The 16,323-nt window shown below is 69.7% G+C and carries 14 protein-coding genes; 13 read left to right on the top strand and 1 reads right to left on the bottom strand.

Translation table 11 applies throughout. From position 1 onward, the window contains the following. Window positions 1-59 precede the first annotated feature (59 nt). From ftsW to OHA73_RS13785, 9 genes are all read left to right on the top strand, one after another. Complete coding sequence (gene ftsW / locus OHA73_RS13825; RefSeq protein WP_266720572.1) at window positions 60-1,388, top strand: putative lipid II flippase FtsW; 1,329 nt, start codon at window positions 60-62, stop codon at window positions 1,386-1,388. Between the two features lie 6 nt (window positions 1,389-1,394). Beyond that, on the top strand, window positions 1,395-2,483 hold the full coding sequence (gene murG, locus OHA73_RS13820; RefSeq protein WP_266720574.1) for an undecaprenyldiphospho-muramoylpentapeptide beta-N-acetylglucosaminyltransferase: 1,089 nt from the start codon (window positions 1,395-1,397) through the stop codon (window positions 2,481-2,483). A gap of 29 nt (window positions 2,484-2,512) precedes the next feature. Next, window positions 2,513-3,316: a cell division protein FtsQ/DivIB gene (locus OHA73_RS13815; protein WP_327655182.1), complete on the top strand. Its 804-nt coding sequence runs from the start codon at window positions 2,513-2,515 to the stop codon at window positions 3,314-3,316. Between the two features lie 298 nt (window positions 3,317-3,614). Continuing rightward, window positions 3,615-4,856: a cell division protein FtsZ gene (gene ftsZ / locus OHA73_RS13810; RefSeq protein WP_327655181.1), complete on the top strand. Its 1,242-nt coding sequence runs from the start codon at window positions 3,615-3,617 to the stop codon at window positions 4,854-4,856. 45 nt (window positions 4,857-4,901) lie between these two features. After that, window positions 4,902-5,642 carry a peptidoglycan editing factor PgeF gene (gene pgeF / locus OHA73_RS13805; RefSeq protein ID WP_443063066.1) on the top strand — a complete coding sequence of 247 codons (741 nt, stop codon included), beginning with the start codon at window positions 4,902-4,904 and terminating at the stop codon, window positions 5,640-5,642. A 6-nt stretch (window positions 5,643-5,648) separates the two neighbouring features. After that, on the top strand, window positions 5,649-6,377 hold the full coding sequence (locus tag OHA73_RS13800; protein WP_327655179.1) for a YggS family pyridoxal phosphate-dependent enzyme: 729 nt from the start codon (window positions 5,649-5,651) through the stop codon (window positions 6,375-6,377). A 126-nt stretch (window positions 6,378-6,503) separates the two neighbouring features. Continuing rightward, window positions 6,504-7,148 (top strand): cell division protein SepF, encoded by a 645-nt coding sequence (locus OHA73_RS13795; RefSeq protein WP_266720584.1) that lies wholly within the window; start codon window positions 6,504-6,506, stop codon window positions 7,146-7,148. 74 nt (window positions 7,149-7,222) lie between these two features. Then, window positions 7,223-7,507, top strand: coding sequence for a YggT family protein (locus OHA73_RS13790; protein WP_266720586.1), 285 nt, complete (start codon window positions 7,223-7,225; stop codon window positions 7,505-7,507). A gap of 55 nt (window positions 7,508-7,562) precedes the next feature. Continuing rightward, on the top strand, window positions 7,563-8,744 hold the full coding sequence (locus OHA73_RS13785) for a DivIVA domain-containing protein (RefSeq protein ID WP_266720588.1): 1,182 nt from the start codon (window positions 7,563-7,565) through the stop codon (window positions 8,742-8,744). 363 nt (window positions 8,745-9,107) lie between these two features. Here OHA73_RS13785 and ileS read toward each other — a convergent pair whose 3' ends face one another. Then, the gene (gene ileS, locus OHA73_RS13780; RefSeq protein WP_327655178.1) at window positions 9,108-12,254 is read right to left on the bottom strand and encodes an isoleucine--tRNA ligase; all 3,147 of its coding nucleotides are present in this window, start codon (window positions 12,252-12,254) and stop codon (window positions 9,108-9,110) included. A gap of 627 nt (window positions 12,255-12,881) precedes the next feature. Between ileS and OHA73_RS13775 the strand changes: the two genes are divergently transcribed. From OHA73_RS13775 to OHA73_RS13760, 4 genes are all read left to right on the top strand, one after another. Beyond that, window positions 12,882-13,976, top strand: a complete 1,095-nt coding sequence (locus tag OHA73_RS13775; RefSeq protein WP_327655177.1) for a TraR/DksA family transcriptional regulator — start codon at window positions 12,882-12,884, stop codon at window positions 13,974-13,976. 125 nt (window positions 13,977-14,101) lie between these two features. Further along, window positions 14,102-14,695, top strand: coding sequence for a signal peptidase II (lspA, locus tag OHA73_RS13770; RefSeq protein WP_266720594.1), 594 nt, complete (start codon window positions 14,102-14,104; stop codon window positions 14,693-14,695). A gap of 110 nt (window positions 14,696-14,805) precedes the next feature. Beyond that, on the top strand, window positions 14,806-15,747 hold the full coding sequence (locus tag OHA73_RS13765) for an RluA family pseudouridine synthase (protein WP_327655176.1): 942 nt from the start codon (window positions 14,806-14,808) through the stop codon (window positions 15,745-15,747). Then, the gene (locus OHA73_RS13760) at window positions 15,744-16,223 is read left to right on the top strand and encodes a GNAT family N-acetyltransferase (RefSeq protein ID WP_327655175.1); all 480 of its coding nucleotides are present in this window, start codon (window positions 15,744-15,746) and stop codon (window positions 16,221-16,223) included. Before OHA73_RS13765 ends, OHA73_RS13760 begins: the two co-directional genes overlap by 4 nt. The last annotated feature ends 100 nt before the right edge of the window (window positions 16,224-16,323 follow it).

Below are 16,323 nucleotides of genomic sequence, written 5' to 3'. Positions count from 1 at the left end.
CACCCTTCGGGAGGGGAACGTGGCAGCGCAGACGTACGGCTCATCGGTGGGGGACGGTCATGGCCGGTAGCAGTCCTCCCCGCACGACCGGGCGCCCCGCCGCACCGCCGCGGAGGACCAGCAAGGTCTACCGGGCCCGGGTCAACCCCGTGCACCGCCTGTACGCCCAGGCCAAGCGCGCCTGGGACCGGCCGCTCACGGCGTACTACCTGATCATCGGTGCCGCGCTGCTGCTCACGGTCCTCGGCCTGGTCATGGTCTACTCGGCCTCGATGATCACGGCCCTGCAGATGGGCCTGTCCAGCTCGTACTTCTTCCGCAAGCAGTTCGTCGCGGCCGTCATCGGCGGCGTCCTGCTGCTGGTCGCGATGCGGATGCCGGTGAAGCTGCACCGGGCGCTCGCCTACCCGATCCTCGCCGTCAGCGTCTTCCTCATGGTCCTCGTGCAGGTGCCGGGGATAGGGGTGTCGATCAACGGCAACCAGAACTGGATCTCGCTCGGCGGCCCCTTCATGCTGCAGCCCAGCGAGTTCGGGAAGCTGGCGCTGATCCTGTGGGGCGCCGATCTGCTGGCGCGCAAGCACGACAAGCGGCTGCTGACCCAGTGGAAGCACATGCTGGTGCCGCTCGTTCCGGTGGCCTTCATGCTGCTCGGGCTGATCATGCTCGGCGGCGACATGGGCACCGCGATCCTGCTGACCGCGATCCTTTTCGGCCTGCTGTGGACGGCCGGGGCGCCGACGCGGCTCTTCGTGGGCGTGCTCTCGGTGGCCGCCATGATCGGCCTGCTCCTCATCAAGACCAGCCCGAACCGCATGGCCCGCCTCGCCTGCCTGGGCAGCGCCGATGCAGGGCCCGGCGACATGTGCTGGCAGGGACTGCACGGGATCTACGCCCTGGCCTCCGGCGGACTCTTCGGTTCCGGCCTCGGAGCGAGTGTGGAAAAATGGGGACAACTTCCCGAAGCGCACACCGACTTCATCTTCGCCATCACCGGTGAGGAACTGGGCCTGGCGGGGACGCTGTCGGTGCTCGCCCTGTTCGCGGCTCTAGGCTATGCGGGTATCCGCGTGGCCGGACGCACGGAGGACCCCTTCGTTCGCTATGCCGCGGGAGGCGTGACGACGTGGATCACGGCACAGGCCGTGGTCAACATCGGTGCGGTGCTCGGCCTGCTGCCGATCGCCGGAGTCCCGCTCCCGCTGTTCTCGTACGGGGGGTCCGCGCTGCTTCCGACCATGTTCGCCGTGGGGCTGCTGATCGCGTTCGCGCGGGACGAGCCGGCGGCGCGGGCTGCCCTCGCCATGCGGCGGAGCCCGGGAGTCCGGGGGATGAGATGGAACACGATGCGACGGCGCGCCTCGGCGCGTCCGTCCAGAGAGCGGTGAATTTCGGTGCATGTCGTACTCGCCGGTGGGGGGACCGCCGGCCACATCGAGCCGGCGCTCGCCCTCGCGGACGCCCTGCGCAGGCAGGACCCGACCGTGGGCATCACGGCCCTGGGCACGGAACGCGGCCTTGAGACCCGTCTCGTACCGGAGCGCGGCTACGACCTGGCGCTGATCCCCGCCGTACCGCTGCCGCGCAAGCCCACGCCCGAACTGATCACGGTTCCCGGCCGGCTGCGCGGCACCATCAAGGCGGCCGAGCAGGTCATGGAGCGCACCAAGGCGGACGCGGTCGTCGGGTTCGGCGGCTACGTGGCGCTGCCCGGCTATCTCGCGGCCAAGCGGCTCGGCGTGCCGATCGTGGTGCACGAGGCCAACGCGCGGCCCGGCCTGGCCAACAAGATCGGTTCGCGGTACGCGGCGCAGGTCGCGGTCTCCTCGCCCGACAGCAAGCTGCGCAACTCGCGCTACATCGGCATCCCGCTGCGCCGCACCATCGCCCTGCTCGACCGGGCGCAGAAGCGGCCCGAGGCGCGCGCCGCGTTCGGCCTCGACCCGAACCTGCCGACGCTGCTCGTCTCCGGCGGCTCCCAGGGTGCCCGCCACCTGAACGAGGTCGTCACGCGCGTCGCGCCGCTCCTCCAGCGGTCCGGCATCCAGGTGCTGCACGTGGTCGGCCCCAAGAACGAACTGCCGCAGGTCCAGCAGATGCCGGGGATGCCCCCTTACATCCCGGTACCGTACGTGGACCGGATGGACCTCGCGTACGCCGCGGCCGACATGATGCTCTGCCGCGCGGGCGCGATGACCGTCGCCGAGCTCTCCGCCGTCGGACTCCCGGCCGCCTACGTCCCGCTGCCCATCGGCAACGGCGAACAGCGGCTCAACGCCCAGCCGGTGGTCAAGGCCGGCGGCGGCCTGCTGGTCGACGACGCGGAACTGACCCCCGAGTGGGTCCAGGCCAATGTCCTGCCCGTGCTCGCCGACCCGCACCGGCTGTACGAGATGTCCCGCGCGGCCGCCGAGTTCGGCCGCAGGGACGCCGACGACCTGCTCGTCGGGATGGTGTACGAGGCGATCAACTCGCGTCGTTAGCGAGTCGACGAATGTAAGGGCAGGGGACAGTGGCCGGACCCATCACGACCGATCGCGAACGAGAGTCGTCGGAGGCGTCCGAGCCGCCCCCCGCCGCGGGATGGGTGCGCATGCCGAGCGTGCGCACCCTTGTCGTGGCCGGAGTACTGCTCGTGCTGCTCGGCGCGGGCGGCACCTGGCTGCTGTACGGCTCGCCGTGGCTGCGCGTGGAGCGCGTCAAGCCCTCCGGCACCCGGGTCCTGACGCCGTCTCAGGTCCGGGACGCGGCCGCCGTACCGGTCGGCGCCCCGCTGGTCTCCGTCGACACGGACGCCATTGAGGACCGGCTGCGCCGGAAATTGCCCCGAATTGACTCGGTTGATGTGGTCCGTTTATGGCCGCACGGAATCGGGTTGAAAGTGACGGAGCGCAAGCCGGTCCTGATTGTCGAAGACGGCAGAAATTCAGACAAGTTCGTCGAAGTGGACCGTGAAGGCGTTCGGTTCGCGACGGTCGACAAGCCCCTGAAGCACGTTCCCCGCCTGGAATTGACGCCGGATCAGGGGCGCGCCGAAGCGAGTCTGCGGCGCTTCGGCCCCAACCGGCTGGTACGGGAAGCGGTGCGGGTCGCAGGGCAGCTTCCGAAGTCGGTCGCGCGTGACACGCGGACCGTCAAGGTCCGTTCGTACGACGCCATCTCGCTGGAGCTGACCGGAGAGCGGACCGTCGACTGGGGGAGTGCCGAGCAGGGTGACACGAAGGCACGCACTCTCACCGCACTCATGAAAGCCGAGCCGAAGGGCAGGCACTTGGACGTGAGTGTTCCCACGGCCCCTGCCGCGTCCGGGAGTTGACGCACATTGATGCAGGCCAGCACCCTGGTTGGGCATCGACATGGCTGATCACATAGGGTGAAAAGAAAAACGGGAGGTTCGGCGTGTTCGTTGAACGGGCGCCACTTGTCGACTTAGTGTCAGGTTCGGAAGAGTCCAGGAAACAGACACACTGGTAACCCTAAACTTCAGCGTTAGGGTTCGGGTCGGCAGTCGACTAGTAGTCAACTAGTAGTCCGGACCGCCCCAATTCGGCATCAGTCGTCGCACCGTAGAACGCGAGGCGGCGACACGTAACTCGAGGCGAGAGGCCTTCGACGTGGCAGCACCGCAGAACTACCTCGCAGTCATCAAAGTCATCGGTGTCGGCGGCGGTGGTGTCAATGCCATCAACCGGATGATCGAGGTCGGTCTCAAGGGCGTCGAGTTCATCGCCATCAACACCGATGCGCAAGCCCTGTTGATGAGCGACGCGGACGTCAAGCTCGACGTCGGCCGTGAACTCACCCGCGGACTCGGCGCCGGAGCCAATCCGGGCGTCGGACGCAAGGCGGCCGAGGACCACCGCGAGGAGATCGAGGAGGTCCTCAAGGGGGCCGACATGGTCTTCGTCACCGCCGGTGAAGGTGGCGGCACCGGCACCGGCGGCGCACCCGTCGTGGCCAACATCGCGCGCTCGCTGGGCGCCCTCACGATCGGTGTGGTCACACGGCCGTTCACCTTCGAGGGTCGGCGCCGGGCGAACCAGGCGGAGGACGGCATCGCCGAGCTCCGCGAAGAGGTCGACACCCTCATCGTCATTCCGAACGACCGGCTCCTGTCCATCTCGGACCGGCAGGTCTCCGTCCTCGACGCCTTCAAGTCGGCGGACCAGGTCCTGCTCTCCGGTGTCCAGGGCATCACCGACCTCATCACCACCCCGGGGCTCATCAACCTCGACTTCGCGGACGTGAAGTCCGTGATGTCCGAGGCGGGTTCGGCCCTGATGGGCATCGGCTCCGCCCGCGGCGACGATCGCGCGGTGGCGGCGGCCGAGATGGCGATCTCCTCGCCACTCCTCGAGGCGTCCATCGACGGCGCCCGCGGCGTACTGCTCTCCATCTCCGGCGGCTCGGACCTCGGTCTCTTCGAGATCAACGAGGCCGCGCAGCTGGTCAGCGAGGCGGCCCACCCCGAGGCGAACATCATCTTCGGCGCCGTCATCGACGACGCGCTCGGCGACGAGGTGCGGGTCACCGTCATCGCCGCCGGCTTCGACGGCGGACAGCCGCCGAACAAGCGGGACAATGTGGTCGGTTCGTCGACCGCGAAGCGTGAGGAGTCGGCGGCGCCGCCGCGGCCTTCGACGCCGGCCCCCGAGCCCGCGCGTCCGGCCTTCGGCAACCTCGGCAGCGTCACCCAGCGCGAGGAGTCCCAGCCGCAGCCGCCGACCCCGCCGGCCGAGGCGCCCGCCCCGGTGAACGAGGCCCCGGCGGCCCCGGCCACCGCCCCGCAGGTTCCGCGGCCGTCCTACCCGGACAGCCAGGCCGAGGAGCTCGACGTGCCGGACTTCCTCAAGTGATCACGTGTTTCTGAACGTGATCGTGGAGCAGGTCGGATCACCGCAGTGACAGGACAACATCACACAGTGTCTTCCGAGAGTGGCGCGCACTTCGCCTTCACCGACCGGTGGGGCGGGGTGAGCGCCGCTCCGTACGAGGAGCTCAATCTCGGCGGCGCGGTCGGCGACGACTCCGAAGCCGTGCTGCGCAACCGGGAGCTGGCCGCGGAGGCCCTCGGTCTCGAGGCCTCCCGTGTCGTGTGGATGAACCAGGTGCACGGCCCCGACGTGACGGTGGTAGACGGGCCCTGGCCCACCGAAGCCGACATTCCGTGCGTCGACGCCCTCGTCACCACGCGGCGCGGACTCGCGCTCGCCGTGCTGACGGCGGACTGCACCCCCGTTCTTCTCGCCGACCCGGTCGCCGGGGTCGTAGCCGCCGCGCACGCGGGACGCCCCGGCATGGTCGCCGGGGTGGTGCCGGCTGCGGTCCGGGCGATGGTGGAGCGGGGCGCCGAGCCGGCCCGGATCATCGCCCGTACGGGACCCGCGGTCTGCGGGCGCTGTTACGAGGTGCCGGCCGAGATGCGGGCCGAGGTCGCGGCGGTGGAACCGGCGGCGTACGCCGAGACCAGCTGGGGCACCCCGGCCGTCGATGTGACCGCGGGTGTGCATGCCCAGCTGGAGCGGCTCGGGGTGCGTGACCGGGAGCGGTCGCCGGTGTGCACACTTGAGTCGCACGATCACTTCTCGTACCGCCGCGACAAGGCCACCGGCCGACTCGCCGGCTATGTCTGGCTGGACTGAGACGACATGACGAACCTTCAGGAACGTACGGCAGAGCTCGCCGCGAACCTGGCCACGGTGGAGGAACGTATCACCACGGCCTGTGCGGCGGCCGGGCGCAAGCGGGACGACGTGACCCTCATCGTGGTCACCAAGACCTACCCCGCGAGCGATGTACGGATCCTGTCCGGGCTCGGGGTGCGGCACGTGGCGGAGAACCGGGACCAGGACGCGGCGCCCAAGGCCGCGGAATGCTCGGATCTGCCGCTTACTTGGCACTTTGTCGGTCAGCTTCAGACCAACAAGGTCCGTTCCGTGGCGAGTTACGCCGGTCTGGTGCAGTCCGTCGACCGGGGCAAGCTCGTCACGGCGCTCTCCAAGGAGGCCGTGCGGGCCGAGCGTGAACTGGGTTGTCTGATCCAGGTCGCGCTCGACGCCGGCGCGGACGGCCGGGGGGAGCGCGGGGGCATCGGCCCCGGCGGAGTGGAGGAGTTGGCCGCGCGCGTGGCCGAGGCTCCGGGGTTGCGGCTCGACGGACTGATGACCGTCGCGCCGCTCACCGGGGCCTACGCGGGGCGGCAACAGGCGGCGTTCGAGCGGCTCATGGATTTGTCGACTGCCGTGCGCGCGGCCCATCCGGCTGCGAACATGGTCTCGGCAGGGATGAGTTCGGACCTCGAGCAGGCTGTGGCGGCCGGAGCGACACATGTGCGCGTCGGTACGGCGGTCCTCGGTGTCCGACCCCGGCTCGGGTAACGTCGCGAAGAAGTCGGACCACAGCAGAAAATATGGTCATTCTCGCTGATGGGCGGGGAGGCCACGTGGATCGCGGGCACTTTGGTTGACGTCAGCCGATCCACCACAGAGCGGAGGACTCAGAGAATGGCCGGCGCGATGCGCAAGATGGCGGTCTACCTCGGCCTCGTGGAGGACGATGGGTACGACGGCCGGGGATTCGACCCCGATGACGACTTCGAGCCCGAACTCGACCCGGAGCCCGAGCGTGACCGTCGACGGCACGAGCCGTCGCATCAGTCACACAACTCCCATGCCGCGACGGATGTGGAGGAATCGGTCAGAGTGGTGCAGCCCCCGGCGCAGCGTGAACCGGTGCGCCAACCTGCTTCGCTTGCCGCTGAATCCGGACGTCCCGCACGAATCGCCCCCGTGGCATCCATCACACCTGAACGTCAGAGCCTGGAGAAGAACGCACCGGTGATCATGCCCAAGGTCGTGTCCGAGCGGGAGCCCTACCGCATCACCACATTGCACCCCCGGACCTACAACGAGGCCCGTACCATCGGGGAACACTTCCGTGAGGGCACTCCGGTGATCATGAATCTGACGGAGATGGACGACACCGATGCGAAGCGACTTGTCGACTTTGCCGCCGGTCTTGTGTTCGGTCTTCACGGGAGCATCGAGCGAGTGACACAGAAGGTGTTCCTGTTGTCGCCTGCTAACGTCGATGTCACGGCGGAGGACAAGGCCCGTATCGCAGAGGGCGGGTTCTTCAACCAGAGCTGAGACGCAGCAAAGTACGACGGCTAGCTACCAACTAGTCACAAGGCACGAGTAACAGGGGAGAGGGAACCGCCGACATGGGCGTGGTTTTTGATGTGGTCTACATCGCGCTGATGTGTTTCCTCATCGTGCTGATCTTCCGGCTGGTCATGGACTACGTCTTCCAGTTCGCCCGCTCGTGGCAACCCGGCAAGGCGATGGTGGTCGTTCTGGAGGCCACCTACACTGTCACTGATCCGCCGCTCAAGCTTCTGCGGCGGGTCATTCCGCCGCTGCGTCTCGGGGGCGTGGCGCTCGACCTGTCCTTCTTCGTACTGATGATCATCGTCTACATCCTGATCTCCGTCGTGAGCCGGCTGTGAGCACGATGTCAACTACGGTCTTGCCGAATGCCGACGACAACGTTGAGGTGAAGAGATGCCGTTGACCCCCGAGGACGTGCGGAACAAGCAGTTCACGACCGTCCGCCTCCGAGAAGGCTATGACGAGGACGAGGTCGATGCCTTCCTCGATGAGGTCGAAGCCGAACTGACCCGTCTTCTCCGAGAAAACGAAGACCTGCGGGCGAAACTAGCCGCAGCCACCCGCGCCGCTGCGCAGAACCAGCAGCAGGGCGGGATGCGCAAGGGTCCCGGCGGTCCTGGTGGCCCCGGTGGACCTGGCGGTCCCGGTGGACCCGAGGGTGGTCCGCAGGACCAGCAGCAGGGTCCCCCGCAGGGCATGCGAGGCCCGGGCGCCCCGGTGCCCGCTGGTATATCGGGCCCGCCGCAGCAGCAGATGGGCGGCCCCATGGGCGGCCCGCCCCAGCTGCCGAGCGGTGCCCCGCAGCTGCCGGCCGGTCCTGGTGGACACGGTCCGCAGGGTGGCCCGCAGGGTCCCGGCCCGATGGGTCAGGGGCCGATGGGCCAGCAGCCGCAGCTGGGCGGCCCGATGGGCGGTCCCATGGGCGGCCACGGTGGCCCGCAGCTGCCGCAGCCCGGTCAGGGCCCCGGTGGCGACAGCGCCGCCCGTGTCCTCTCGCTGGCCCAGCAGACCGCCGACCAGGCGATCGCCGAGGCCCGCTCCGAGGCGAACAAGATCGTCGGCGAGGCGCGCAGCCGTGCCGAGGGTCTTGAGCGTGACGCCCGTGCCAAGGCCGATGCCCTGGAGCGGGACGCGCAGGAGAAGCACCGCGTAGCGATGGGCTCCCTGGAGTCCGCCCGCGCCACGCTGGAGCGCAAGGTCGAGGACCTGCGCGGCTTCGAGCGCGAGTACCGCACGCGTCTGAAGTCGTACCTGGAGTCGCAGCTGCGCCAGCTGGAGACCCAGGCCGACGACTCGCTGGCTCCGCCGCGTACGCCGGCGACCGCGAGCCTGCCGCCGTCCCCGGCGCCTTCCATGGCTCCGGCCGGTGCGGGTGCGCCGTCCTACGGTGGTGGCAACCAGTCGATGGGCGGTGGCAACCAGCAGAACGGCGGTCCGTCGTACGGCGGCGGCCAGCAGCAGATGTCGCCCGCGATGACGCAGCCGATGGCTCCGGTGCGGCCCCAGGGCCCGTCGCCGATGGGGCAGGCGCCCTCGCCGATGCGTGGGTTCCTCATCGACGAGGACGACAACTGAGCGGCGCGTTTGCTTGTAGCGCCAGGTAGTAGCTAGGCGTCGGCATTCATTCAGGCCTTGGCCCGGATCGTTTCTGCGATCCGGGCCAAGGCCTTTTTGCTGGTCGGTGGGGGTGTGCGTTCCGGTCGGCGTTCTGGTGTGCGTAGGGGGTACGAAACGCCGAAGGGCCGTCTCGACAGAAACGTTTCTGGCGAGGCGGCCCTTGGGGCGTGGATCGTGACGGTCGGCCGTTCCTCCGGCCTCGGGGCTCTGCCCCGGACCCCGCTGCTCAATCGCCGCAGGGGCTTGATTTATCAAGCCCGCCCGGCGATTGAGGGCAAGGGGGTCCGGGGGCGGAGCCCCCGGGGTGCAACCCCGGTGCGGCTAGACCTTGCGGAGGTGGAACGTCAGGCTCAGGCCCTCGTCCGTGAAGGCGGAGCCGTACGTGTCGTCCGCCTCGGACTGGGCGAAGTCCGTGGCGAGGACCTCGTCGGCGATCAGGCCCGCGTGCTCGGTCAGGGCCGAGATCACCGCCGGGTCCGTGGACGTCCAGCGCAGGGCGATCCGGTCCGCCACGTCCAGGCCGCTGTTCTTGCGGGCCTCCTGGATCAGGCGGATCGCGTCACGGGCCAGGCCCGCCTGCCGCAGCTCCTCCGTGAGTTCGAGGTCGAGCGCCACCGTGGCGCCGGAGTCCGAGGCCACGGACCAGCCCTCGCGCGGCGTCTCCGTGATGATGACCTCATCCGGGGCGAGGTCGATCTTCTCGCCGTCGACCTCCACCGAGGCGTTGCCCTCGCGCAGGGCCAGGGACAGCGCCGCCGCGTCCGCGTTCGCGACCGCCTTCGCCACGTCCTGGACGCGCTTGCCGAACCGCTTGCCGAGTGCACGGAAGTTCGCCTTGGCGGTGGTGTCCACCAGGCTGCCGCCGACCTCCGAGAGCGAGGCCAGGGAGGAGACGTTCAGCTCCTCCGTGATCTGGTCCTGGAGCTCGGGGGAGAGGCCGGCGAAGCCCGTCGCCGCGACCAGCGCGCGCGAGAGCGGCTGGCGGGTCTTGACGCCCGACTCCGCGCGCGTGGCGCGACCGAGCTCCACGAGCCGGCGGACCAGCGCCATCTGCGTCGACAGCTCGGGGTCGATCGCCGCGCGGTCGGCCTCGGGCCACGAGGACAGGTGCACCGACTCCGGGGCGTCCGGGGTGACCGGCACGACCAGGTCCTGCCACACGCGCTCCGCGATGAACGGCGTGAGCGGCGCCATCAGTTGAGTGATCGTCACCACCACGTCGTGCAGGGTGCGAAGGGCAGCCTTGTCGCCCTGCCAGAAGCGGCGGCGCGAGCGACGCACGTACCAGTTGGAGAGGTCGTCGACGAACGCCGAGAGCAGCTTGCCGGCGCGCTGGGTGTCGTACGCCTCGAGGGCCGTGGTGACCTCGTCCGTGAGCTGGTGCAGCTCGGACAGCAGCCAGCGGTCGAGCACCGTGCGGTCGGCCGGGGCCGGGTCCGCCTCGCTGGGCGCCCACTGCGACGTACGCGCGTACAGGGCCTGGAAGGCGACCGTGTTCCAGTACGTGAGGAGCGTCTTGCGGACGACCTCCTGGATGGTGCCGTGGCCGACGCGGCGGGCCGCCCACGGGGAGCCGCCGGCCGCCATGAACCAGCGCACAGCGTCGGCGCCGTGACGGTCCATCAGCGGGATCGGGTCCAGCGTGTTGCCCAGGTGCTTGGACATCTTGCGGCCGTCCTCGGCGAGGATGTGGCCGAGGCAGACCACGTTCTCGTACGAGGACTTGTCGAAGACCAGCGTGCCGATCGCCATCAGCGTGTAGAACCAGCCGCGCGTCTGGTCGATGGCCTCGGAGATGAACTGCGCCGGGTAGCGGGACTCGAAGAGTTCCTTGTTCTTGTACGGGTAGCCCCACTGCGCGAACGGCATGGAACCCGAGTCGTACCAGGCGTCGATGACCTCGGGCACGCGCACCGCCGTCTGCGTACAGCCCTCATGGGTGCACGTGAACGTGACGTCGTCGATGTACGGGCGGTGCGGGTCGAGGGACGACTGGTCCGTGCCGGTCAGCCGCGAGAGCTCCTCGCGCGAGCCGACGCAGGTGAGGTGGTTCTCCTCGCAGCGCCAGATCGGCAGCGGGGTGCCCCAGTAGCGGTTGCGGGACAGCGCCCAGTCGATGTTGTTCTGCAGCCAGTCGCCGAAGCGGCCGTTCTTGACGGTCTCCGGGAACCAGTTGGTCTTCTCGTTCTCCTGAAGGAGACGGTCCTTGACGGCCGTGGTGCGGATGTACCAGGACGGCTGCGCGTAGTAGAGCAGCGCCGTGTGGCAGCGCCAGCAGTGCGGGTAGCTGTGCTCGTACGGGATGTGCTTGAAGAGCAGGCCGCGGTTCTGAAGGTCCTCGGTCAGCTGTTCGTCGGCCTTCTTGAAGAAGACGCCGCCCACGAGGGGGACCTCGGGGGAGAAGGTGCCGTCGGGCAGCACCGGGTTCACGACCGGCATGCCGTACGAGCGGCAGACCTTGAGGTCGTCGTCACCGAAGGCCGGGGCCTGGTGGACGAGGCCGGTGCCGTCCTCGGTCGTCACGTAGTCGGCGTTGACGACGTAGTGCGCCTCCGCACCGTCGGCCGGGAACTCTACGAGTTCGAAAGGACGTTGGTACTTCCAGCGCTCCATCTCGGCGCCGGTGAAGGACTCGCCGGTCGTCTCCCAGCCCTCGCCGAGCGCCTTCTCGACGAGCGGCTCGGCGACGACGAGCTTCTCTTCGCCGTTCGTGGCGACGACGTACGTCACGTCGGGGTGCGCGGCGACGGCCGTGTTGGACACCAGGGTCCACGGGGTCGTCGTCCAGATCAGGAGAGCGGCCTGGCCCGCCAGCGGACCGGAGGTGAGCGGCAAACGGACATAGACCGAGGGGTCCACGACCGTCTCGTAGCCCTGGGCCAGCTCGTGGTCCGACAGACCGGTGCCGCAGCGCGGGCACCAGGGAGCGACGCGGTGGTCCTGGACCAGCAGGCCCTTGTTGAAGATCTCCTTCAGCGACCACCAGACCGAGTCGACGTACTCCGGGTTCATCGTCCGGTACGCGTCTTCGAGGTCGACCCAGTAGCCCATGCGGGTCGTCAGGTCGGAGAAGGCGTCGGTGTGCCGGGTCACGGACTCGCGGCACTTGGCGTTGAACTCGGCGATGCCGTACGCCTCGATGTCCTTCTTGCCGCTGAAGCCGAGCTCCTTCTCGACCGCCAGCTCCACCGGGAGGCCGTGACAGTCCCAGCCCGCCTTACGGGCCACGTGGTAGCCGCGCATCGTACGGAACCGGGGGAACACGTCCTTGAAGACGCGGGCCTCGATGTGGTGGGCGCCCGGCATGCCGTTGGCCGTGGGCGGGCCCTCGTAGAACACCCACTCGGGGCGCCCCTCGGACTGCTCCAGGGTCTTGGCGAAGATCTTCTGCTCGTCCCAGAAGTCGAGCACCGCGTGCTCGAGGGCGGGCAGGTCGACCTGGGCGGGCACCTGGCGGTACTGCGTCATCAGTCTTCCTCCGGCGGATCTGCCTTCTTCCGTCGGAGGGACGAGAGGCTGCTGCGCCGTGTGCGGCGCGCTCCCGCGGTACCACCCTCCTTGGCCCGCCGGGGCGTGGTGCGCTCCGGTGAGCCCCCTCATTGGGGTCGCGATGCCGGGTCTACTGGCCGCGCCTTGCGGGCTGCGGTGTTCTTCCGGCGGCTCCGGGGTGATCTTCGCGTCGCGCTCGCCGCCGGGCTTCCACCGTCCCCGGTTCGCTCTTGGCTGCGTACGCCGCTACTCGGCCCCATCCACGCTTTTCGCTCCGCCCAGTGTACGGCGCCCGGGAGGGGGCGGCAGACCGGTTTTCGCGGGGGCCCGGGAGGACGGGGTGCGGGTGCGTCCGGTGACCCGAATGGCCATACGCCGGCTGTCCGATCCTGGGTGGTCACCGGGCGGGCCGGGGGTGGCCGTGAGAGCGGCGGATTACCAAGCGGGGAGCTGGGCACAACGCTTGCAGGTTCCTCGCGGGTCGGTCACGAGGCCGTCACGCGGGGGCGGGTCCCGTGGTGCGCCCCGTTGCCGCGGGCCTGGAGTCGATTTATCGTCCCAGCACGATTCGCGAGCAAGATCACAAATTGTGAAGGGGCCGCGACCATGGTGGCGAAGAAGACCGCCGATCAGCAGTCGGAGTCCGGCAGAACCACGGGCGCGGCGGCCTCCGGCGGTGCCGGGAAGGACGCGGCCGGGGCGAAGGCGTCGACGACGCCTGAGCCGAAGGAGACGCCCACCGGCAAGAAGAAGTCGTCCGCCGCGTCGCACACGACGACCCGCAAGCAGACGACTGCGAAGACCACGCCTACGAAGGCCACGTCTACGAAGGCGGCACCGGAGAAGGCCACGACCAAGAAGGCGGCGCCGGCGAAGAGCGCGACCAAGAGCGTGACCAAGAAGACGGCCGCGACCAAGAAGGCGGCTGCGGAGAAGGCTGAGGCCGAGGAGAGTGCCACGCCGGCGGCGGCCGGGGCCGAAGCCGAGGCCGCGGACGCCAAGAAGGCCGCAGCCAAGAAGAAGACCGCGGCCAAGTCCACCGCAGCCGCGAAGGCGGAGGGCAAGGACCCGGGGGCCGGGAAGACGGGTGCGCACGCCGAGGAGACGGGGGAGAAGGCGGACGGCGTCGGCCCGGCGGGCGGACGCAAGGGCGCGAAGAAGACGGTCGCCTCCGCGACCGAGGACGCGGCCGAGGCCGCGAAGCAGACGGGAGCCACGACAGTGGTTGCGAAGAAGACTCAGGGCACGGCCACGGCGACCAAGAAGCCGGGCGCGGTTCCCAAGGCGCGCGGCACCGCCGAACCCGGTGAGCTGGCCGTCCGTCCGGGCGAGGACCCCTGGACCCCGGAGGAGGCCGAGGAGGCGCGCGCCGAGCTGCAGACCGAGGTGCTGCGGCTCGGGCACGAGATCGCCGCCGCCGAGGAGGGCCTCGCGGGGCTGATGCGCGACTCCGGGGACGGGGCCGGCGACGACGACGCGGACACCGGCACCAAGAACATCACCCGCGAGCACGAGATGTCCCTCGCGGCCAACGCGCGGGAGATGCTGCTCCAGACCGAGCGGGCCCTGGAGCGCCTGGACGCGGGCACGTACGGGCTCTGCGAGAACTGTGGGAACCCGATCGGGAAGGCGCGCATGCAGGCGTTCCCGCGCGCGACCCTGTGCGTCGAGTGCAAGCAGAAGCAGGAGCGCCGCAACTGAGCGACCGCCACGCCCGCACAAGCGACCGCCGCGCCCGCGCCCGCACTTGGGCCACCGGCCCATGGGGGCGCGGCTCCGCGTGCCGTACTCTCGTCCTCAGTCAGGTACTAGGTTGAGGGACTCACGTGGCAGAGGCGGAGCGCATCATCGGTACGCCGGATTCCCCGGACGCGGGGGCAGCCGAGCCGGAGCGGCCCGATGAGGTCGACGAGCAGGTCCAGGACCGGCCCAAGGGCAGGCGGCGGATCGCCGTGCTGTTCGTCGTGGCCGCGCTCGCGTACGTCCTGGACCTGGGCAGCAAGCTGATCGTGGTGGCGAAGCTCGAGCACCGCGACGCCATCCACATCATCGGTGACTGGCTGCAGCTCGAGGTGATCAGGAACCCGGGCGCCGCCTGGGGCATCGGCGAGGCCTTCACGATCATCTTCACCCTGATCGCGGCCGCCGTGATCGTCGTGATCGCACGGCTCGCCCGGAAGCTCTACAGCACACCTTGGGCGATCGCCCTCGGCCTGCTGCTCGGCGGGGCGCTCGGCAACCTCACGGACCGGATCTTCCGGGCGCCGGGCGTCTTCGAGGGTGCCGTGGTGGACTTCATCGCGCCGAAGCACTACCCGGTGTTCAACCTCGCCGACTCGGCGATCGTGTGCGGCGGCATCCTGATCGTGCTGCTGTCCTTCCGCGGCATCGACCCCGACGGGTCCGTCCACAAGGACTGAGGCAAGGACTGGGGCGCGGGGCCCGCGGCGCAGGACCACCGAGGCGCACAAAGACCGAGGTCACGGGGCTCGTGTGCGGGAGTGTCGGTGCGCTCCTGCATACTCGATGCGTGAGCACGATTCCCGAGGTCCGCACCCTGCCCGTACCCGACGGCCTGGAGGGCGAGCGCGTAGACGCCGCCATCTCGCGCATGTTCGGCTTCTCCCGCACCAAGGCCGCCGAGCTCGCCGCCGCCGGAAAGGTCGCGGTGGACGGCTCGGTCGTGGGCAAGTCAGAGCGGGTGCACGGCGGCGCCTGGATGGAAGTGGAGATGCCGCAGGCGCCCGCTCCCGTACAGATCGTCGCCGAGCCCGTCGAGGGCATGGAGATCGTGCACGACGACGACGACATCGTCGTGATCATGAAGCCCGTGGGGGTCGCCGCCCACCCCAGCCCCGGCTGGACCGGAACGACGGTGATCGGTGGCCTCGCCGCCGCCGGTTACCGGATCTCGACGTCCGGCGCCGCGGAGCGCCAGGGCATCGTGCACCGGCTCGACGTGGGCACGTCGGGCCTGATGGTCGTCGCCAAGTCGGAGCGGGCGTACACGTCGCTGAAGCGCCAGTTCAAGGAGCGCGTCCCGGACAAGCGCTACAACGCGCTGGTGCAGGGCCACCCCGACCCCATGAGCGGCACCATCGACGCCCCCATCGGGCGCCACCCGAACCATGACTACAAGTGGGCCGTGATCGCCGAGGGCAAGCCGTCGGTCACGCACTACGACCTCATCGAGGCCTTCCGCGCCGCCTCGCTCCTCGACATCAAGCTGGAGACGGGGCGTACCCACCAGATCCGCGTGCACATGTCGGCGCACCGGCACCCGTGCGTGGGCGACCTGACGTACGGCGCGGACCCCACGATCGCGAAGCGGCTCGGTCTCACGCGGCAGTGGCTGCACGCGGTGCGGCTCGGTTTCGAGCACCCGTCGGACGGCCGGTGGGTCGAGTTCGAGAGCGACTACCCGGAGGATCTGCAGACGGCCCTCGACAGGGTCAGGGCGGAGAGCGCGTGAGCACCCCCCTTCCCGCGTATGTGACCCGCGTCGCGGAGGACGAAGTGGACCGGCAGGCCTGCTTCGCCGTCCGCAAGGAGGTCTTCGTCGTCGAACAGCGCGTGCCCGAGGACCTCGAGTACGACGCGTACGACGCCGGGGCGGTGCACGTCCTGGCCGTCCGGCAGGACGGGGAGCCGCTCGGTACTGGCCGCCTGCTGACGGGCGAGGCCGCCGCCGTGAAGAACGGCGGGGCGGCGGACGTCGGCGCTCTCGGGCGGCTCGCCGTGACGAAGGCGGCGCGCGGCCTCGGCGTCGGCGCCGCGCTGGTGCGGGCCATCGAGGACGCGGCCCGCGCGCGCGGGCTCGCCGCCGTGGACCTGCACGCGCAGACGCACGCGCTGGGGTTCTACGAGCGCCTGGGATACATCGCGTACGGGCCGGAGTTCCTCGACGCCGGCATCGACCACCGTGCGATGCGGAAGACGCTCGGCTAGACAGCGGCGGCATCCCGGCGGCCCGGCACCGTGGTCACCGGGCCCCGATAAGACCGGTTTGATCCGATGCGCGTGGCACCCTTGAGGCCGGAACGCACAT

The sequence above is a fragment of the Streptomyces sp. NBC_00483 genome (assembly GCF_036013745.1).
Classification (GTDB): Bacteria; Actinomycetota; Actinomycetes; order Streptomycetales; family Streptomycetaceae; genus Streptomyces.
The sequence above is the reverse complement of the archived record's forward strand: the minus strand, read 5'-3'. Positions and strand labels throughout refer to the sequence as shown.

Excerpts from the sequence above, each read along its gene's own strand:
- ftsW (WP_266720572.1), top strand. The coding sequence starts at position 60 with ATGGCCGGTAGCAGTCCTCCCCGCACGACCGGGCGCCCCGCCGCACCG.
- OHA73_RS13800 (WP_327655179.1), top strand. The coding sequence starts at position 5,649 with ATGACGAACCTTCAGGAACGTACGGCAGAGCTCGCCGCGAACCTGGCC.
- OHA73_RS13795 (WP_266720584.1), top strand. The coding sequence starts at position 6,504 with ATGGCCGGCGCGATGCGCAAGATGGCGGTCTACCTCGGCCTCGTGGAG.
- OHA73_RS13790 (WP_266720586.1), top strand. The coding sequence starts at position 7,223 with ATGGGCGTGGTTTTTGATGTGGTCTACATCGCGCTGATGTGTTTCCTC.
- OHA73_RS13785 (WP_266720588.1), top strand. The coding sequence starts at position 7,563 with ATGCCGTTGACCCCCGAGGACGTGCGGAACAAGCAGTTCACGACCGTC.
- ileS (WP_327655178.1), bottom strand. The coding sequence starts at position 12,254 with ATGACGCAGTACCGCCAGGTGCCCGCCCAGGTCGACCTGCCCGCCCTC.
- OHA73_RS13775 (WP_327655177.1), top strand. The coding sequence starts at position 12,882 with ATGGTGGCGAAGAAGACCGCCGATCAGCAGTCGGAGTCCGGCAGAACC.